Here is a 19,788-nt window from a genome sequence, read left to right on the forward strand (position 1 = left end):
GGAATGAGGTATGCTTTCCTGCTCACCAGCAATACCCAAGCCCTTCGTGGATACCGCTTCGTCAGGAGTTCGCCCAAGTGGTGCGCCAGGGTACTATTTGGGTGCGGAGGTCCTCTGGCGATAGGATAAACAGGTGATTTTTCCGCAAACGTTTTCGTAGATAAATACGGTATCATCCTAGTCTTCAGGCAAAAATGAACGATATCTTTAGCCAACCACCCTCCTCCCCCAATCCCGTTGCCCATGTGCTGGGGTACCCGTCGCTTAGCGGGCCGTGGGGCTGAGCGGCCCGGTTAGCCGCTGCTGCTCTCCAATTTATCCTACCTGACTGCTGCCCGTTTCCGGGTAGCCCAGCGCGCCACTGCCTGCTCGCACCAAGCGCTTGGTGCTGATCCGTTCCGAATAATCTCTACCAATCCCATTCCGACCCATGAAGAAACTACTACTATTTCTGCTGCTCAGCGGCCTGACGCTGGCGGCTGGCCACGGCCAGGCCATTTCGCCCTACCTCACGGGCCAGAACGCCTGGCTGCCCACGGCCCTAGGCACGCAGGTGTTCAACGGGCAGCTCGACAAGCTCTGGCCGCTGGTGCAGCAATCGAAGGTGAAGATGGTTCGCATCGGGGGCAACGGCGTGAACTCCAACCTGGTGACCAATCAGCAATATATCGCCCTGATCGACTCCGTCCGGAAAATTGGGGCCGAGCCAATGGTGCAGGTCTCGGAAGGACGCGGCCGGTTTACGGCCGCGCAGGCGGCGCAAGTCGTGAATCACGTGAACATCACGATGGGCCGCAACATCAAGTACTGGATTATTGGCAACGAGCCCGATCTGAACAACGCCTCGCACCCTAACCCAACCCCCGTGGCGGGCGTGGAAACCTACATTAAAGCCTTTGCTTCGGCCATGAAGGCCGTGGACCCTTCCATTCTGATAGTGGGGCCGGAAAATGCTTCCTACAACAGCTACTACCCCGCGCTGGTGGGGGGGGCCAACGACGTGACCGGCAAAGACGCCAACGGCCGCTATTACATCGACATCATTTCCTTCCACACCTACCCCTTTGCCGGCACCCAGACGCGGGCCCAGGTAATAAACTCGCCCCAGAACCTGGCCAATACGGTGACCAACCTGCTGGGTTTGATGGCTAACGCCAACACCCTGCACAACCGCACCGGTCCTGAGGCCCTGCGCTGGGCCCTTACCGAATTCAACGTCGACTACGCTAACCCCACTGCCAATACGGTGGAGGGCGTGGGCGTGCATTCCTTTCTCAATGGTCAGTACTGGGCCGAAGTGTTTGGGGTGGGCATGAAGTACGAGGGCGTGTCGATGCAGCCGTGGTCCATCCACGAGGGCGGTGGGGCCCGGGGCGCGGGCGATTTAGGGTACATCGATGGCGGTACCGTTTCGACGTTTAAGCCCCGCTCGGCTTTCTGGCACGAGATGCTGGTGTCGGAAAACCTGCACGGTACCAACCTTAACGCCACCGACAACCAGGCCCTGGTGAAAGTGCTCAGCAGCACCGATAACGGTACCACGGCCGTGATGGTGCTCAACGAAAGCGACGCCACGGACTACGATTTCACGGTGCAGCTGAATGCGGCCGCGGCGCCCGGCGCGGCGGTCCTGCGAATCAACGTACCAGCCAATATCAACAACGCTTACAACGATAAAATCTTCGCGCAATCGACGCTGGTACTGCTGTTCAATAGCCAGGGTGCCCTCACGAGGAAGATTGTGTACTCGCTGCAGCACGCGCAGAACACCTTACCCCCCACCTACCTAAAACCCGGCCAAACCGTGACCCTGGCCGCGTTTTCGGCCGATAAAACCCTGACCTGCGTGGCGCCGGAAGCCGTAACCTATACGGCTTCGGTGCAGGGTGATTTCACGACGCTCGACTGGAATTTCGGGGCCGGGGCAACGCCCGCTACGGCCACCGGCAAGGGCCCTTTCACCGTGACCTACACCACGGCTGGGGCCAAAGACGTGACAATGACGCTGGTGAACCCCGACACGACCATTGTGGTGAGCAAGCCGGGCTACGTGCAAGTGAGCTCCTGCGTCCGCACGCCGTTTTTGGGCAGCCCGGTCGCGTTGCCGGGCGTGGTGAAGGCCGTGGAATACGACTTTGGTGGCCAGGGCGCGGCCTACAACGACTCGGACGTAATCAACCAGGGCTTCGTGCGCGATAACACGGTACCCCGGGGCGATGAGGCCGTAGACACCGAGAACGGGGACGGCGGTACCGGCAACATCGGCTACACGGCCCCCGGCGAATGGGTAAAGTATTCGGTGAACGTGCTGCGCAGCGGCCTGTACAAAGTCACGGCGCGGGTGGCGTCGGGCACGGCGACGGGCGGCGTGCTGCGGTTGTCGTTGAACGACGTGGACAAGACCGGCTCGGTGACCGTGGCCAATACGGGCGGCTTCGGCACCTATCAGGACCTGGTTATTAATAACGTGTACCTCGAAGCGTCGCCGAATGCGGTTCTCAAACTGGACATCGTGGGCAGCGGTTTCAACTTCTCGAAGCTCACGTTTGAGGAGCAGCCCGCGGCCGGCATCGTCGTGAACCGGATTTACAACGCCACCAATGAGGGCACCGGGCAGTCGGACGCCGTGGAGCTGTTGGTAGTGAAGGACCACCAGGACATCCGGGGGCTGATTATCAAGGATTTTGAAGCCAACCTGACAACTGACGTAGGCGGCAAATACCAGTTCAGCGACCAGCCGCTCTGGAAAGACCTGCGCATTGGCACCACCATTGTGCTGCGCAAGCTGGCCGCCAACATTGTCGGGTACACCCAGGACCTGGACCCCGCCGATTTCAAGCTGGATCTGGCCCTGGAAAACCCCACGTACCTGCGCTTCGTGGGCCTGGCCGGGCACACCTTCAACCTGACCAGCACCGATATGGTGCTGTTGAAAACGGGCGACCCGAACGGCGTGGCCAACGCAGTGCACGCCTTCGCCTCCAACACCGGCACCAACCCGGCGCTGTACGCGGCCGTCACCGGTCCCAAACTGGCCTCGACGCTGGGCAACGGCGGCGGCACGTTCCAGTACCCGCTCAGCACCACCCAAACTACGGCCGACTATGATGGCGCGAAAGCTGCCGCTTCTACCTCGGTCAGCTTTAACTGGGGCGACGGTTTTGGGGCAAATAACATTGCCTACATCGCGGCGCTGCGGGCATCCGTCGCGCCGCCGGCCGGCACCGTGGTGCCCGGGGCCATCGTGGTGAACCGGGTGTACAACGGCAGCAACGATGGCGACGGCCGCTTTGATGCCATGGAGCTGCTCGTAACCCAGGACCACCTGGACATCCGCAACCTGCTGGTGAAGGATTTCGAATCGAACATCACCGCCGACAACGGCGGCAAGTACCGCTTCAACAACACGGATTTCTGGCAGGACCTGCGCGCCGGCACCACCATCGTGCTGCGCAAGCTGGCCGGTCCGGCGGGCTACGCCCAGGACGTTGACGCCTCGGATTTTACCATCGATTTGCTGCTGGAAAATGCCACTTACCTGACCAGCGAGTCGGCCGGCAACGTGTTCAACATCACCCAGACCGACATGGTGGTGATTAAGACGGGCGGGGCCGCCGGGGTGGCCGGGGCCATCCATGCGTTTGCCACCCGCGGCGGTGGCAGCGGCGGCACGCCCTCCGCCCTTTACACCTCCGTGACCAGCCCCAAGCTGGTTTCGCCCAACACCGACGCGGGCGGCGACCCCAGTTCGTTTCATTATCCCCTGAACCCCGACCAGCAGCTAAGCGACTACAACGGCGCGAAAAGTGAAATCTATAGGGGCACCATTCGCAACTGGGGCTACGGCTTCGGGCCCGGCAACGAGCGGTACATCCAGTCCTTGCGCAATGCCCTGCTGCCGGCACCCACCGCGCTGGTGGCCACGGCCTCAGCCAACGCCATTGCCCTTACCTGGGCCGATAACGCCACCAATGAAACCGGGTTCGAGGTGGCTCGCTCACTAGATGGCGTGACCTATGCACTGGTGGCCACGCTGGCCCCTAATACCACTGCTTTCTCCGACCCCTGCCTGCGCTACGCCACCCGCTACTACTACAAAGTGCGGACCACCGGCGAGGGCCTGTTTTCCAGCTACGCGGCTGCCAGTACCAGCACAACCACCCGGCCGTTCCTGAGCTGCCCACGCTCAAGGCCGAGTGCAGTCTGACCGCCACGACTCCCACTGCGCCTGATGATTGCGGCGGCACCGTTACGGCTACCACCACCGACCCGACTAGTTACAGTGCTCAGGGCATCTACACCATCACCTGGCGCTTTGCCTACGGCGACGGCAGCACCGCCACCGCCACCCAAGCCGTGGAAGTACGTGACCTGACCGCGCCCACCGTCCGCACGCAGAACATCAGCGTAACGCTGGATGCAGCCGGCCGCGCCACAGTTACCGCCGCCGCCATCGACAACGGCTCGACGGACGCCTGCGGCGTGCAAACGCTCACGCTGGATAAAATTAGTTTCGACTGCTCGGATATCGGTGCCAACCCCGTGGTGCTGACCGTAACCGACGTGAACGGCAACCGGGCTTCGGCGGCGGCTACCGTCACGGTAATCGGGGCCACGCCGGTACCGACCATTGTAGTTGCCAAAACGAGCACGACGTTCACCGGCCTCGACGCGACCACCATTGCCCTCGGCTACGGTGCGCAAAGCGTCGTGCTCACGGCCTCGAACGGCACCTCGGCAGCGGCGGCAACCACTTACGCATGGTCGCCGGCGGCGGGCCTGAGCAACTCGCAGGCTGCTAACCCGGTTTTTGTGCCCACTACCGCTGGCACCTACACCTTTGCCGTGCGGGCCACCAACGAGTTCGGCTGCGCGGCCAGCGCGTCGGTGACCATCACGGTACTGGACGCGCGTTGCGGCAATAACAACGACAAGGTGCTGGTGTGCCACAAGGGCAAGACGCTGTGCGTTGCTGCCAGCGCCGTGCCCGCACAACTGGCACAACCGGGCAATACGCTGGCCGCTTGTGGGCCGGTACTTACGAATTCGGATACAAACGCACTGGTCGGTTCCGGCCAGTCGGCCACGGTTTTCGAAACATTTCCTAACCCGGTAACTACCCGCGCGGTAGTGCATTTCCAGTCCGCCGCTACGGCCGCTGCCCAGGTGCAGGTGTTCAACGCGCTGGGCCAGGTGGTAGCCACGCTCTATGACGCGGTAGCTCAGGCCGGCCGAGACTACGAAGTAACGTTGGAGGCCGCCACCCTGCCCGCCGGCATCTACACCTGCCGCCTGCTCACGAATGGCACCGTGGCAACCAAGCGGCTGGTGGTGGTAAAGTAGACCAGATGCGGGCCGGGAACTCCCGGCCCACACCTAGCTTTTTGTTTGAATTAGAAGCGGCCAGTTCGGCAGCCGGTAGCACCATCAGACCACATGATGAGCCGACCAGCCGCCGAACTGGCCTTTTTTATTCTCAGGCGGCGAGCCGGCTGAATACCAGCAGTAGGCGACACCCGCGAAGCGCGATGCCAGGGTATCTGTGGATATCCGTTGCGACGGGTACTGCCGTCGGTGGCGTGCCGGACCTTCGCCCCGCCCAAAATGCGCCTGGGCGGCTTACGTGCCGACCAACTCCTTCCCCGAATCTATTTCCATCCAACCCGACTTCCACATGAAAACACACGATTCTACCCGTCCTATCTGCTGCCCGGCCCCACGGCTGGTCGCGGCCCCCACACCGCGTGCCGCGCGATGGAAAGCGCTATTCTTTTTCTGCCTGATACTGGCCGCCACGCGTCTCCCAGCCTCAGCCCAGGCCATCTCCTCGCAGTTTTTCGGCATCAACTACTGGAACATTAAAAAGGACTCCGACGCCATAACCAACCCTAACACCGCCCTGACCAACGACCTGCGCAAGGCCGACTTGCGCTGGATACGCATCGGCGGGGCCCGGTTCGATGACGACGTACTCTGGCAAAACCCGGCCAGCTACGTGGAGGCCATCAACTACGCGCGCAGCCTCGGGGCCGAGCCCATCGTGCAGGTGCCCATTAAGCTGACCAAAACCCAGCTTTCCAGCTTCGTATCCTACTTCGCCAGTAAAAACATCACGATTACGTACTGGGCCATTGGCAACGAGCAGGACCCGGCCAACGACCCCACTACACCCGACTACAACGAGCCGCTAAAATGGTCGTCGGGCGACTATGTGAACAAATACGGCTACACCTACGACTCGTGGCTTCTGCAGTACAAGGCGCTGGCCATCCGGCTGAAGAACGACTTGCCCAACTGCAAGCTGATAGGCCCGGATTTCCGGCTTTTCTACCCCGAAGTGATGAATGACTTCTACGCCAAGTTTCTCAACGACGTGGGCACGGCATCTTACTTCAACGCCGCCACCAACGTGCGGCGGCCCCTGCTCGACCACTTCGTTTTTCATTTTTACGCCGACAAAACGGAAACCCAGCTCAACACCACGTTTGACCTGCTGGAAACGCTGGTGGGCAACACCACCGCCAACCGCTCGGCCAACGGCTTTGCCCCGCTCACCATCGGCGTGACCGAGGTGAACGCCACCAACACCAACGACGGCACCACCCTGGCCCGTGCCGACGACTTCCGGGCCGGCCAGTTCGTGGCCCTGATGGCCAAGAAAACCATGCAGCAGGGCGGCCTGTGCTTCATTCCGTGGAGCATTTTTGAGAGCGGTGGCCTCGGCACTAAAGACGACTACTCGCTCTACGCCACCGACGGCTCGACCAGCGCGCTCCGGCGGCGCTCCACCATGTGGCACCTAGCAATGCTCAGCAACTACCGCCAGGCCAACCTGATGAACGGCTCGAAAAACGACCCCAACAACAATAACGTGGTGTTTGTGGCCATGCGCGGCCCCAACGGCTACACCGTGATGATAATGAACACGACCGGCGGCACGGCCACCACCACCGGCACCACCTACAGCTACCGCGCCTCGCTCGACAACGTGCAGCGCGGCCCCGAAACCGTGCGCATTGCTCTGGAAGGCTACGCCGGCGTCACGAAGCAGCTGGCGGGCTCCATCGGGCCGGGCACTACCGACCTGTATAACCTCGACGCCGACGGCAATTTGCTGGCCAAGCTGTCTTACAGCCAGGGCACGGCGGCTCCGCAGCAGCAGCTGGCGTTTAATTTCGTGAGCAAAAGCTCGGTGGCGGTAGGCAAGCAGGGCTTTGCGCGGCCCACGGGCGGCTCGGCCACGGCCAACGTGACGCAGTACATGGGCAGCGCCACGGGTGTCAGCTCGACCAACTGGCTGCTCAAGCCCGCCGAACCCGGCTACTACTTCGTGGTGAACCAGTACACCGACCTCGCCCTGCGCCCTGAAGGGGCTACCGACGCCGAGCGCATCCAGGAAAACCGGCCCATCAGCCAGGAGGCCCTGAACGAAACCAGCCTGGGCCAGGACTACCTGCAGTGGCGCATCAGCTACACCGGCAGCGGCGGCTACTACCGCTTCCAGAACAAGCGCAGCGGCAAGTACCTCAACGTGAAAGGCGGCGGCACCACGGCGGATATTCCGCTGGTGCAGTACACCTACTTCGCCGACTACCTCTCCGAGCAGTGGCGGTTCGACGAGGTGGACGTGACGGAGCCCGTGCAAGCCCGCGGCGTGGTGCTGGCGGCCAGCATCGCGCCAGCCGCGGCACCGAGCCTGAGCGCCTACCCCAACCCCGCCACCGGCACCCTCTACCTGACCCTGAACGCTGATGCCGGCCAGGCTACCCTGCGCGACCTGACGGGCCGGGTCTGCCTCGCGCAAGCCGTGGGCCGCACCGGTCAGCTCAATATTCGGGGGCTGACTGAGGGCATTTACTACCTCACCGTTACCACTGCCACCGGCTCGCATCACCAGAAAATCGTGAAGGAATAAACCCCTTGGGAAAGCGAAAAGGCTCGGGCTTGGCCTGACTTGTCCTTTACTTAAAACTTAAAAGCCCTTCCCGCCATGTGCTCGGAAGGGCTTTTTTGCGCGGTTGGTTTTATAGTAGGTCGCTGTTTAAGCGGCGTCAGCTAGCTAAAACGAGCCTCGATACTATCTACGAGGGGCCGAAAAAGAATGGGGCAAGGACATGGAGTTCCTGGTCACGTTGGGAGCAGGTCTATGGTCTTGCTGATGTTGCGCCCCAGGCTGCTAGCATAGGCATTGACCTGATAGTTGAGCCGGGTAGCCAGGGGTTGCGCGCGCTCCTTGGTTTGGATTGAAACTTCGTAGCTGTCCTGCAATGCTCTGGAAACCGTGGCGATGGTTATGTTGAGTTCCTGGGCCAACGATTTCAGGGTAACGGGCGTGATGGAAACAAAACAGTCGAGCTGAGAAAAGAGAAACAGCCGGTGATGGGCCGGAGGTTAGTTGTCAGGATACAAAGTAGCCCGAAGGGGATGCGAAATGGTATTCAAGACCGAAAACGTTTGCGTAAATAAAGCCTTGTCTTTCCAGAAAATAGCAAGTAATAATCTAGTACTTCGCCGAGTAGTCGAGGTCTGAAAAGGCTTGTTTTTTTTCTGTACGACTTGTTTTAACAGATCGGCCGTGACTACACGGATCAGGTGTTGCGCTGGCCGGTCGCGTTCCTTTATCATCCCCACCCACCCACCATATGATGGTTCGTTTACGACTTGATATTCGGCCTTGTCTGCGGCCGCTGATACTGCTTCCGGCCCTGGGCCTGGGTGTTAGTCTCCAACTGGCCGCCGCGCCCCTCACGACAGTCAGCCCGCGCGCCGTCCGGGCCGATATCACTATTACCGGCCGCGTGGTGGATGAAAACGGCGCGGGCCTGCCCGGCGTCAACATCAATGTAAAAGGTACCACCATTGGCACCCAGACCAACGGGGACGGCCAGTATTCCCTCTCGACCCCCAGCGACGCGACCCTGATTTTTAGCTTTGTGGGCTACCTGCCCAAGGAGGAGCCGGTGCGGGGCCGCACGGCTATCAATACCGCCCTCGCACCCGATACCAAAACCCTCAATGAAGTAGTGGTGGTGGGCTATGGCGTGCAGGAGAAGAAAATGCTGGCTACGTCCATCGCCACGATTTCGGCCAAGCAGGTAGAACTACTGCCGGTAGCTTCGCCCTCGGAGGCCCTGGTAGGCTTGGTGGCCGGAGCCCAGATTACGGAGCCCTCGGGCGAGCCGGGCGCGGGCGCGGTCATCCGCATTCGGGGGCTGGGCTCGATTTCGGCCGGCAACAACCCGCTGTACGTCGTGGACGGCTACCCGCTCAACAACCCCGACAGCTACTTCCAGATTCCGCCCGCCGACATCCAGAGCATCCAGGTGCTCAAGGATGCGGCGGCTTCTGCCATCTACGGCTCGCGCGGCGGCAATGGCATTGTGATTGTGACTACCAAGCGCGGCAACACCGATGGCAGCACCCGCTTCAACTTCACGGCCAACACGGGCATTCAGCAGGTAGCCAAGCGCCTGGACCTGCTCAACCGCGACCAGTTTCTGGAGTACTTCAAGGAGTCGTACACCAACGCCAACCGCGCGTTTACCGCCCCCATGGTAGCCCTGTTTGCCCAGGACCAAAACAGCTTACCCGACACCGACTGGCAGGACGAAATTTTCCAGAACGGCGTGCAGCAGCAGTACAATTTGAGCGCCAGCGGCGGTAATGATAAGTCCCGCTTCTACATCTCGGGCGGCTACTTCAAGCAGAACGGCGTAGTGCGGGGCTCGGCTTTCGAGCGGTTTTCGCTGCGCGCCAACTACGACGCTCAGCTGAGCCCGAAGCTGAAGCTGGGCCTGAGCCTGGCACCCAACTTCAGCCGCACCGACGTGGTACCCACCTCGGGCAGCTACAACGGTGGCAGCATTACGGGCGGCGGGCCGGCCGGTGAAACCGGTGCCGTCACGGCGGCCATCATCATGCCACCCATCATCCCGGTGCGCCTGCCCAACGGCGACTACGCCGGCATCCGGACCGGTAGCAACCAGGCCATCACCAACCCCGGCGACCTGCTGAGCCCAGTGGCCCCGCTGGATCTCTACCAAGACCGCAATAACGCCGTGCGTGCCCTGGGCATTACGTTTCTTGATTTTGAGGTGATAAAGGGCCTGCACCTGCGCACCAACCTCGGCGCCGAACTGATAAACTCCCGCCGGGCTATCTACGTGCCGGCCACGCTGAGCACGGCTAGCAATCAAACCGCTAACCTCTCAAACCCCATCCTCAACAACGTGGATGCCCGGCGCCTGAACAGCACCAACATGAACTGGCTGTGGGAGAACACGGCTACTTACAACCGCACCTTCGGCATAAACCATAGCGCAACCGTGCTGGCTGGCTACGCGGCCCAGTACAACACCGCCGAAGGCAACACCGTGCAGGGCCAGAGCGGCACCTACACCAACACCAATATCCAGTATCCGACCGCCGCCGGCCAAGTGTTTGGCACCGGACTTTTCAACAATGAAAATGCGTTGACGTCGGTGTTTGGCCGCCTCGACTACGCCTTCAAGGACCGCTACATTCTGACCGCCGCGCTGCGCACGGACGGCTCGTCGCGCTTCGGCCCCGACAACCGTTATGCCACATTCCCCTCGGTAGCCCTGGCGTGGCGCGCGGCCGAAGAAGGGTTTATGCAGCAGTTTGACGCTATCAGTGAACTGAAGCTGCGCGCCAGCTACGGCGTGACTGGCAACAACAATATCGGCGACTACAACTACCAAGCCTACCAAGCCGGGGCCAATTACGTGTTTGGCACCGGCACTGGCACCCGCGTGTTCGGCTTCTCGCCCAACGGCGTGGCCATCCGCGACTTGGGCTGGGAGACCAACAAGCAGGTGGATGCCGGCTTCGACCTGGGCCTGTTCCGCGACCGTATCTACCTGACCGTGGCGGCCTACCAGCGCAATACCACCGACCTGCTGCTGAACCGCAACATTCCGGCGCTGCTGGGTTTTTCGTCGCGGGCCCTAGCCAACGTGGGCGAGGTACGCAACCGCGGCCTGGAGTTTCAGCTGAACACGGCCAACGTGCAGGGTAAAGACTTTACCTGGAGCACGGCCGCCAACCTATCTTTCAACCGCAACAAGGTACTTGCCTTGTCGGGCACCAACGAGCAGATTCGATTCGACGCGGTGTTTGGCTACGCCAGCTCTATTCGGGTGGTGCCGGGCCAGCCGCTGGGCGTGTTCTACGGTTACCAGCAGGAAGGTATTTACCTCAACCAGGCCGACATCGACAGCAGCCCGAAATGGACCGGTAGTTCGACCGTTATCCGGCCCGGCGACTTCAAGTTCAAAGACGTAGACGGCGACGGTCAAATCAACTCGTCCGATATTGGCGTCATCGGCAACCCGTTCCCGAACTTCACCTTCGGCCTGCAAAACACCTTCGGCTATAAGGCCTTCTCGCTGGCCGTGACGCTGCAAGGCTCGCAGGGCAACGATGTGCTCTACGGGGCCGACCGCTACGTAGTGAACGGGCAGGGGGGCACCAACGGCCGCACCAACCTACTGGACCGCTGGCGCTCACCCGAAAACCCCGGCGACGGCAAAACGCCCCTGGCCACCGTCAACGGTTCGCTCAAAACCGTGTTCAACTCCTACTACGTGCACGATGCCTCATTTCTGCGCGTGCGCAACGTAACGCTACGCTACCAAGTGCCCGCCCAACTGGTGAAACGCGCCAGCTTGCAGAGCTTGGGCATCTACACCAGCATCCAAAATCTGTACACGTTTACCAAATACTTCGGCTACAACCCCGAAGCCAACAACTACGGCAATACCACTTCGCCCACCTATGGCGTCGACCAAGGGGCCTATCCGATGGCCCGCACCATTACGCTGGGCGTGCAGCTGGGCTTCTAAACTGACCGGCTACGGCGGTCCGGCCGGGTGCTGCCGGACCGCCAATTGAACCCACTTCCTAGATTCATCCCCACCATGACTTTCAATAAATTTTTCGCGGGTGCTGCCTGCGCTACCCTGCTGGGCCTGGCCACGTTGGGTACCACCTCGTGCAGCAAGGACTTCATCGACCTCAACGACCCCACGCGCCTGCCCACCTCCGAGGGCTACACCGACTCGCTGAGCATCGTGACTGGCGTAACGGCCGCGTACTCTTCGCTGCAAGACATCTATGGCAACGGCAGCAACCGGGGCCTATTCGTCTACGCCGAAATTCCGTCCGATAACAGCTTTGCCCTGACTTCGGGCGAGTTGCTTAACGAGTTCAACGATTTCAGCCTTTCCAGCATCAACCCGCGCCTGCAGAGCCAGTGGCTGGTAACCTATCGTGCCATTGCCCGCTGCAACGTCATTCTCAGCCGGGCCGGCAGCGTGCGGCTCACCGACGCCACCCGCAACCGTTTTTATGGGGAAGTACGGTTCATTCGGGCGTTGGCCTACTTCAACGCCGTGCAAATCTGGGGCGATGTTCCACTGGTAACCAGCGAGATTACCTCCATTGCCAATGCCTACGAGTTCGGGCGTACTGCTAAGGCCCAAGTCTATGCCCAAATCGAGGAAGACCTCACCTTTGCTGAAGCCAACCTGCCCGTCGCCCAAACCGGTGCCAACCTGGGCCGGGCCACCAAGGGTGCGGCCCAGGGCCTGCTGGGCAAAGTATTGCTGACTCAGAAGAAATACGCCGACGCCGCTGTTGCCCTAAAAAAGGTCATCGACGGTAATAATTACGCGTTGCAAGCCACCTACGCCAACATCTTTTTGACTACCAACGAGATGAATAGCGAAATTCTGGCCGCAGCGCGCTATACCAAGGGTGGCCTGGGTATTGGCAGCTATTTCAGCACGTGGTTTATGCCGGTGCTGCCGGCGGCCGTGGCCCTCACTATAAATGGCAACGTGGGCACCGGCCAGCAGTATAATTCGGTTGACCCCGACCTGGTGGCGGCCTTCGCGGCCAGTGGGGCCAGCGACGTGCGGGCCGCCGCCTCATTCGGGGCTTCCACTGTCGCGAACGTAACGCAGTATTACACCAAGAAGTACAGCGACTTGCCCACCAGCGCCTTTGACGCCGAGAACGACTGGATTATTCTGCGCTACGCCGATGTGCTGCTGATGTATGCCGAAGCGGTAAACGAGCAAAGCGGCCCCAGCACGCCGGCCCTTGATGCGGTGAACCGCGTGATCCGCCGCTCGCGCAACCTGCCCGTAGCCACCGCTGCCCCGGCCGTGGACCTGCCCGCCACCATTAGCCAAGCCAACCTGCGTACCCGCATCGAGCTGGAACGCCGTCTGGAGCTCAACTTCGAAGGTCACCGCTGGTTCGACTTGGTGCGCACCGACCGCGCCATTCCGGTGATGAATGCGTTCTTCGCCCGTACCGCCTCAACTACCCGCATCGACCAGCACAACCTGGTATTCCCCCTGCCGATTCAGGAAATCCAGACCAACCCGATTCTGACCCAGAACCCTGGCTATAACTAAGAAATTAGTGAGTGGGGAGTACGCGACGGCACCCGTTGACCTCTGCAAGGGCTGGGTGTTGTTGCCTCTCTCCCGCACCATTCCGCCTTGTCATCGCCTCATCCTTTCATCATGCCTCATTCCTATTCGCTAAACATGCTGCTGGCGGCTCTGCTGAGCTGCTTTAGCATCTTCAGCAACCAGCCGGCCCAAGCCCAGACCAGCCTGATTCAGAATGCCCCGGCCCGCCGCGTGCTCAGCCTCAACGGCAGCTGGAACTACATCATCGACCCCTACGAAAACGGGTTTTATGACTACCGCCGCGAGGCATTCGATAAGTCGGCCAGCGGCAAAGGCGGTTATTACGACAACCAGAAGCCCAGCAATTCGCAGGAGCCCGAGCTAATTGAGTACGACTTCGACCACTCGGCCGTCATGCAGATTCCGGGCGACTGGAACTCGCAGGATGCCAAGCTGCTGTATTACGAAGGCACCGTATGGTTTAAGAAGGATTTCAAGCTGAAGCCCACGGCCGGGAAGCGGTATTTCCTGTATTTCGGGGCGATAAACTACGAGGCGCACATTTACCTGAACGGCAAGAAGCTGGGCATGCACAAGGGCGGCTTTACGCCGGTTCAGCTGGAAATTACCGACAAGCTGAGCGCCAGCGGCGACAATTTCGTGGTGGTGAAGGCCGACAACACCCGCCACGCCGAGGAAGTCCCGACCATCAACACCGACTGGTGGAACTACGGCGGCATCACTCGCGACGTGTACATCGCCGAAACGCCCGCCACCTTCATCGTGGATTACAAGGTGCAGCTGGCCAAAAACGACCCGGCCAACCTGGCCGGCTACGTGCAGCTCGACGGGGCCGAAAAAGCCGGCCAGACGGTGACCCTGAACATCGCCGAAGCCGGTTTGAAACAGACCCTGAAAACCGACGCCGACGGCCGCGCCACCTTCCGGCTGCGCGCCAAAAAGCTGAAGCTCTGGTCGCCCCTGAGCCCCAAGCTCTACGCCGTGACGCTGACCAACGGCGCGGAAACGGTACAGGATAAAATTGGCTTCCGCACCATTCAAACCCAGGGCCAGGATATTCTGCTGAACGGCAAATCCATCTTCCTGCGCGGCATTTCTATCCATGATGAAAACCCGCTGATTCCGGGCCGGGCGCGCGGCGAAGGCGACCTGCGCATGCTGCTTACCTGGGCCAAGGAGCTGGGCTGCAACTATGTGCGCCTGGCCCACTATCCGCACAACGAAATCATGCTGAAGCTGGCCGACGAAATGGGCCTGCTGGTGTGGGCCGAAGTGCCGGTGTACTGGACTATTGCCTGGGAAAACCCCACCACCTACCAAAATGCCGAACAGCAGCTCTCGGACCTGATTTCGATGGGTAAAAACCGGGCCAGCGTGATGGTGTGGTCCATTGGCAACGAAACGCCGCTCGGCGACGCGCGCCTGAAGTTCATGAGCCGCCTGGCCACCAAGGCCCGCGCCCTCGACGACACCCGCCTCATTGCCGCCGCCCTGGAGCTGCACCGCACCCCCGACAACGTGGTGCACGTGGACGACCCCCTAGGCGAGTACCTCGACCTGGCCAGTTTCAACGAGTACGCCGGCTGGTACTGGGGTGGTAAGCCGAGCGAAATCACCAAGTATACCTTCGACATCAAGTACAACAAGCCGGTAGTTATCAGCGAGCTGGGCGGCAGTGCTCTGGCCGGCTATCACGGCGACGCCGAAACCCGCTGGAGCGAGGAGTATCAGGAGGCGCTCTACATCAACCAAATCAAGATGCTGAGTACCATCAAAGGCCTGCGCGGCCTCACTCCCTGGATTCTGGTGGACTTCCGCGCCACCCGCCGCCAGCACCCGGTGTATCAGAACGGGTTCAACCGTAAGGGCCTGATTTCGAACACCGGGCAGAAGAAAAAGGCATTTTATGTGCTGCAGGAATATTACCGGCAGCAGGCGGCTAAGTACGATACAGGGAAATGATAACATTCACCTCCCTCCCCAGTCCCCTCCCCTCCGGGAGAGAGGATGCGTTCAACGACTTCAACCACTTGCGTCTGGCGTCCCCTCTCCCGGAGGATTCTACGCATCAAGCGGAAAAGGTGCCCGGGAGTGGGGTGATCCGCCTGCTGACAGCCTCCGTCTTCCTACTCAGCCTTACCGTCCAAGCCCAGTCCCGCGACAGCGCCGAATACGCACTGCGCGTAGCCGCCAAAAAGACCATCAACAACTCCACCGTCGATGGCAAAGCGGGCTTCGCGGAGTATAAGAACTACCCCACGCGCACTATTGCCACCCTGCAAAACTTCACCCCGACCGAAACCAGGCTGGATAAGTACGGCGGACGGCTCGACAAGAAAACCAAGGCCACCGGCTATTTCCACGTTGAGAAAATAGCCGGCCGCTGGTGGGCCGTGGACCCCAATGGCTATTACTACCTGCACAATGCCCCCAACGATGTGCAGCCCGGCGGCTCCCAACGCACCCAACAGGCGCTGAAAACTAAATACGGCAACCGCGCCGGCTGGATGGCGGCCACCCGCAAATTCCTGCTGGCAAATGGCTTCAACGGCACCGGCGCGTGGTCGGCCACCCCGGAGATTCAGGCGGAAAATGCGAAGGCCGATAAGCCACTGGCTTACACCATCAACCTGGATTTTATGAGTAAATACGGGGACAAGCGCGGCGGCACCTACGTGCAACCCGGCCACAAAGGCTACCCCAACGACGTTATTTTTGCCTTTGATCCCGGCTTTCCGGAGTTCGTGGAGGAGCAGGCGAAAAAGTTGGTCAGCAACAGGAAAGACAAAAACCTCTTCGGCTATTTTTCCGATAACGAGATGCCGCTGCTGCGCAAAAACCTCGACGGTTACCTGACGCTGCCCGTGACTGAGCCCGGCTACGTGGCGGCCAAAAAGTGGGCGGACGAGCGCAGCATCACTCTCGAAACCATCACCGACCAGAACCGGCAGGATTTCCTGGCCTTCGCCGCCGACCGCTACTTCGGCATCGTGGCCACGGCCCTCAAAAAATACGACCCCAACCATATGTACTTGGGCTGCCGCTTCCACGGCGCCCAGCGCTACTACCCGGAACTGATGAAGGTGGCGGGCAAGTATCTGGATGCCATCAGCATTAACTACTACAACAACTGGACGCCCGAAAAGAACTGGATGGCTGACTGGGAGCAGGTTTCGGGCAAGCCGTTTATCGTGACGGAGTGGTACGTGAAGGGTGAGGACGCGCCCGGCCTGGCCAACACCGCCGGGGCCGGCTGGGTAGTGAAGACCCAGGCCGACCGGGGCCGGTTCTACCAGAATTTCACGCTCGGCCTGCTCGAATCGAAGAATTGCGTAGGCTGGCACTGGTTTAAATACCAAGACAACGACCCCACCCTCGTAGGCGCCGAGCCCTCGAACACCAACGCCAACAAGGGCATCGTCGACAACACCCTGGAGCCTTACCCGGCGCTGCTCGAACAGATGCGTGAGTTGAATTTCCAGATGTATCATCTGGCCGACTTCTTCGATAATCGGCCGCCGATGTAAAGAAGCACTGTTCCGCGTCTTGGCGTTAAGCTTCCTCATGGAAGGAGTGGCGCCGCGCCGTTCGGTTATCAATGCCCAATGAAGATGTTCAACGACAAGACGCGAAATGCTGCGTCTTCACGACAAAAACCAGTGCTTACCTGGCGGCTGCCGGCCGCTTTCGGAGTCCGAAAAACAGCTGCCCCGATTGGAATCGCGCCTCACGAAAATGGTGGGAATGTAGTACTGAGGCCCCGGTCGGGGCGGCTTTGGCCTGTGGCCGCCAAAATGCACAAACCCTGTTTATCAGCCATCCGCTTGGCTTTGCTCCTGCATCCGCATGAACTCTTCTTTTCCTAAGCACCTGCTGGCGCTGCTGTTTCTGAGCCTGTTGCCCGGTCCGGCTGCCTGGGCCCAAAAGAAAAACCCGGCCTCTATCGCTACCAGCACCCCCGACGTGGAGCGACGCGTGGTCGAACTACTCGCTCGGATGACGCTGGAAGAGAAAGTGGGCCAGCTCAACCAGTATTCCGGCCGCGAGGTAACCGGCCCGGCCAGCGACCGGAAGAATACGCTGCTGGCCAGCATCCGCGCGGGGCAAGTGGGCTCGATGCTGAACGTGAAGGGCGTGAAGGATACCCGCGAAATTCAGGCCGAAGCCCTGAAATCACGCCTCAAAATCCCGCTATTATTCAGCCTCGACGTCATTCACGGCTACCAGACCACCTTCCCGATTCCGCTGGGTGAAGCCGCTTCCTGGGATTTGGAAGCCATCCGGCTGGGCGCACATGTGGCGGCCCGGGAAGCTGCCGCGTCCGGCATTCACTGGACGTTCGCGCCGATGGTGGACATTGGCCGCGACCCGCGCTGGGGCCGCGTGATGGAAGGCGCGGGCGAAGACACCTACCTGGGTTCGCTGATTGCGAAGGCCCGGGTGCTGGGTTTTCAGGGCGAGAAACTGGGCGGCACCGATGCCGTGATGGCCTGCGCCAAGCACTTTGCCGCTTACGGCGCGGCTATTGCCGGCCGCGACTACAACGCCGTGGATATGAGCCCGCAGCAATTGTGGGAAGTTTACCTGCCGCCCTTTAAAGCCGCCGCCGATGCGGGCGTGGCTACATTCATGAACTCTTTTAATGCCCTGAACGGCATTCCGGCCACCGGCAGCGCCTATTTGCAGCGCGACATTCTGAAGGGCCAGTGGCAGTACCCCGGCTTCGTGGTGAGCGACTGGGGCTCCATCGGCGAACTAGTCAACTGGGGCTATGCGGCCGACAAGACTGCCGCTGCCCAAAAGGCCATCACGGCTGGCTCCGACATGGACATGGAGAGCGACGCGTATCACAAAAACCTGGCGCAACTGGTACAAACCGGCCAGGTGAAAATTGACCTCGTGGATGATGCAGTGCGCCGCGTCCTACGCAAGAAGTTTGAGCTTGGGCTCTTCGATGATGCCTACCGATTCTCGGACGAGCAGCGCGAAAAGCAGGTGCTGAGCGACCCACAAAACCGCGCCGCCGCCCGCCGGATGGCCCAAAAATCTTTCGTGCTGCTCAAAAACGAAAACGCTACCCTTCCTCTCACCAAACCGCTTCGCCGCGTGGCTCTCATTGGCCCGTTGGCCAAGGCCAAGCGCGACCTCAACGGCAGTTGGACCGTGGACACCGACACCACGCGCATCACGTCGCTTTACGAGGGCCTGCGCCAGCGGGCCGGCAAAACTACCGAGCTGCTCTATGCCAAAGGCTGCGAAATAACGGGCGATAGTCGTGCTGGCTTCGAGCAGGCCATAGCCACAGCCAAAAACGCCGACCTCATTCTGCTCACCGTGGGCGAGGCGTGGGACATGAGCGGCGAGGCCAAGTCGCGCACCGACATCCACATGCCCGGGGCGCAGGAAGAGCTGTTCCAGGCCCTCAAGGCTACCGGCAAGCCCGTGGCCGTGGTAGTTTTTGGCGGCCGGCCACTTATTTTCGACACCATAGCGGAGCAGGCCGATGCCATCCTCTACGCCTGGTGGCCCGGCTCGGAAGGCGGAACCGCCCTGGCCGACGTGCTTTACGGCGACTACAACCCCGCCGGCAAGTTGCCCATCACCTTCCCCCGTAGCATGGGCCAGATTCCTATTGCCTATAGCCAGCAGTACAGTACCGGCCGCCCTATTACCCGCCCCGGCGAAATCCGCTACAAATCAGCCTATATCGACGCGCCCAATACGCCGCGCTACGCCTTTGGCTACGGCCTGAGCTATACCACGTTCAACTATTCCGACCTGAAAATCAGCCGCCCGCAAATGCGGACTGGCGAATCGGTGCAGGTAAGTTTCACACTCACCAACACGGGTAATGTGGCCGGCGAGGAAGTGACTCAATTCTACCTCCGCGACCCGGTGGCTTCCGTGGTGCGGCCCCTCAAAGAGCTGAAGGATTTCCGCAAAATCAGCCTCCGGTCCGGCGAAAGCAAAACCGTGACTTTTACCATCGATAAAGATAAACTGGCTTTCTACAACTCAAAACTAGAATGGGTGGCCGAGCCTGGCAAGTTCAATTTTATGGTTGGCAGTGCCTCGGATGATATTCGTCTGGAAGGATCCATGGAACTATTGTAAGGGCGGGGCTGAGGTAGTTCAGCTTAACCTGGCGGGGCTGGTTTAGAGATGGAGGCCAGCAGAAGGACGTATATTTCTTCTTTTATGGCAACTAAAACCAACGGGACGCCGCCCGACAAAAGCCGTTAATACGGTGATACTTTCAAGGACGAGATGCTGTGCCTGGCGTCTGAAGGCCGCAGCTATTGGGCCGCGGCCCAATAGCTGG

General features: G+C 60.5%; 9 protein-coding genes. 8 read left to right on the forward strand and 1 reads right to left on the reverse strand.

The window, feature by feature from the left end:
- The first annotated feature begins 430 nt into the window (after nucleotides 1–430).
- The 3 genes from CDA63_RS07845 to CDA63_RS07855 all read left to right on the forward strand — a co-directional run bounded on the left by CDA63_RS07845 (nucleotide 431) and on the right by CDA63_RS07855 (nucleotide 7,915).
- Nucleotides 431–4,207 carry a carbohydrate-binding protein gene (locus CDA63_RS07845; protein ID WP_088463895.1) on the forward strand — a complete coding sequence of 1,259 codons (3,777 nt, stop codon included), beginning with the start codon at nucleotides 431–433 and terminating at the stop codon, nucleotides 4,205–4,207.
- Between the two features lie 149 nt (nucleotides 4,208–4,356).
- Nucleotides 4,357–5,343, forward strand: a complete 987-nt coding sequence (locus CDA63_RS07850; RefSeq protein ID WP_165768234.1) for a T9SS type A sorting domain-containing protein — start codon at nucleotides 4,357–4,359, stop codon at nucleotides 5,341–5,343.
- A 331-nt stretch (nucleotides 5,344–5,674) separates the two neighbouring features.
- Entirely contained in the window at nucleotides 5,675–7,915 is a 2,241-nt protein-coding gene (locus CDA63_RS07855; RefSeq protein ID WP_088463897.1) for an RICIN domain-containing protein, read from the forward strand.
- A gap of 212 nt (nucleotides 7,916–8,127) precedes the next feature.
- Here CDA63_RS07855 and CDA63_RS07860 read toward each other — a convergent pair whose 3' ends face one another.
- Complete coding sequence (locus tag CDA63_RS07860) at nucleotides 8,128–8,313, reverse strand: LacI family DNA-binding transcriptional regulator (RefSeq protein WP_165768235.1); 186 nt, start codon at nucleotides 8,311–8,313, stop codon at nucleotides 8,128–8,130.
- A 329-nt stretch (nucleotides 8,314–8,642) separates the two neighbouring features.
- Here CDA63_RS07860 and CDA63_RS07865 point away from each other — a divergent pair, with 329 nt between their 5' ends.
- The 5 genes from CDA63_RS07865 (at nucleotide 8,643) to CDA63_RS07885 (ending at nucleotide 19,580) form a co-directional block, all read left to right on the forward strand.
- Complete coding sequence (locus tag CDA63_RS07865) at nucleotides 8,643–11,864, forward strand: SusC/RagA family TonB-linked outer membrane protein (RefSeq protein WP_088463899.1); 3,222 nt, start codon at nucleotides 8,643–8,645, stop codon at nucleotides 11,862–11,864.
- Between the two features lie 75 nt (nucleotides 11,865–11,939).
- A complete protein-coding gene (locus tag CDA63_RS07870; RefSeq protein WP_088463900.1) occupies nucleotides 11,940–13,445 on the forward strand; it encodes a RagB/SusD family nutrient uptake outer membrane protein in 1,506 nt (501 codons plus the stop codon).
- Nucleotides 13,446–13,556: 111 nt separating this feature from the next.
- Complete coding sequence (locus CDA63_RS07875) at nucleotides 13,557–15,428, forward strand: glycoside hydrolase family 2 protein (RefSeq protein WP_088463901.1); 1,872 nt, start codon at nucleotides 13,557–13,559, stop codon at nucleotides 15,426–15,428.
- A 134-nt stretch (nucleotides 15,429–15,562) separates the two neighbouring features.
- The gene (locus CDA63_RS07880; RefSeq protein WP_126546776.1) at nucleotides 15,563–16,993 is read left to right on the forward strand and encodes an agarase; all 1,431 of its coding nucleotides are present in this window, start codon (nucleotides 15,563–15,565) and stop codon (nucleotides 16,991–16,993) included.
- Nucleotides 16,994–17,312: 319 nt separating this feature from the next.
- Nucleotides 17,313–19,580, forward strand: a complete 2,268-nt coding sequence (locus tag CDA63_RS07885; protein WP_088463902.1) for a glycoside hydrolase family 3 N-terminal domain-containing protein — start codon at nucleotides 17,313–17,315, stop codon at nucleotides 19,578–19,580.
- The last annotated feature ends 208 nt before the right edge of the window (nucleotides 19,581–19,788 follow it).

Origin of the sequence: Hymenobacter amundsenii, from assembly GCF_002204745.1 — a bacterium.
Classification (GTDB): domain Bacteria; phylum Bacteroidota; class Bacteroidia; order Cytophagales; family Hymenobacteraceae; genus Hymenobacter; species Hymenobacter amundsenii.

Bases quoted from the DNA above. Each gene is read 5' to 3' on its own strand.
- CDA63_RS07845 (WP_088463895.1), top strand. From the start codon at position 431: ATGAAGAAACTACTACTATTTCTGCTGCTCAGCGGCCTGACGCTGGCG.
- CDA63_RS07855 (WP_088463897.1), top strand. From the start codon at position 5,675: ATGAAAACACACGATTCTACCCGTCCTATCTGCTGCCCGGCCCCACGG.
- CDA63_RS07865 (WP_088463899.1), top strand. From the start codon at position 8,643: ATGATGGTTCGTTTACGACTTGATATTCGGCCTTGTCTGCGGCCGCTG.
- CDA63_RS07870 (WP_088463900.1), top strand. From the start codon at position 11,940: ATGACTTTCAATAAATTTTTCGCGGGTGCTGCCTGCGCTACCCTGCTG.
- CDA63_RS07875 (WP_088463901.1), top strand. From the start codon at position 13,557: ATGCCTCATTCCTATTCGCTAAACATGCTGCTGGCGGCTCTGCTGAGC.
- CDA63_RS07885 (WP_088463902.1), top strand. From the start codon at position 17,313: ATGAACTCTTCTTTTCCTAAGCACCTGCTGGCGCTGCTGTTTCTGAGC.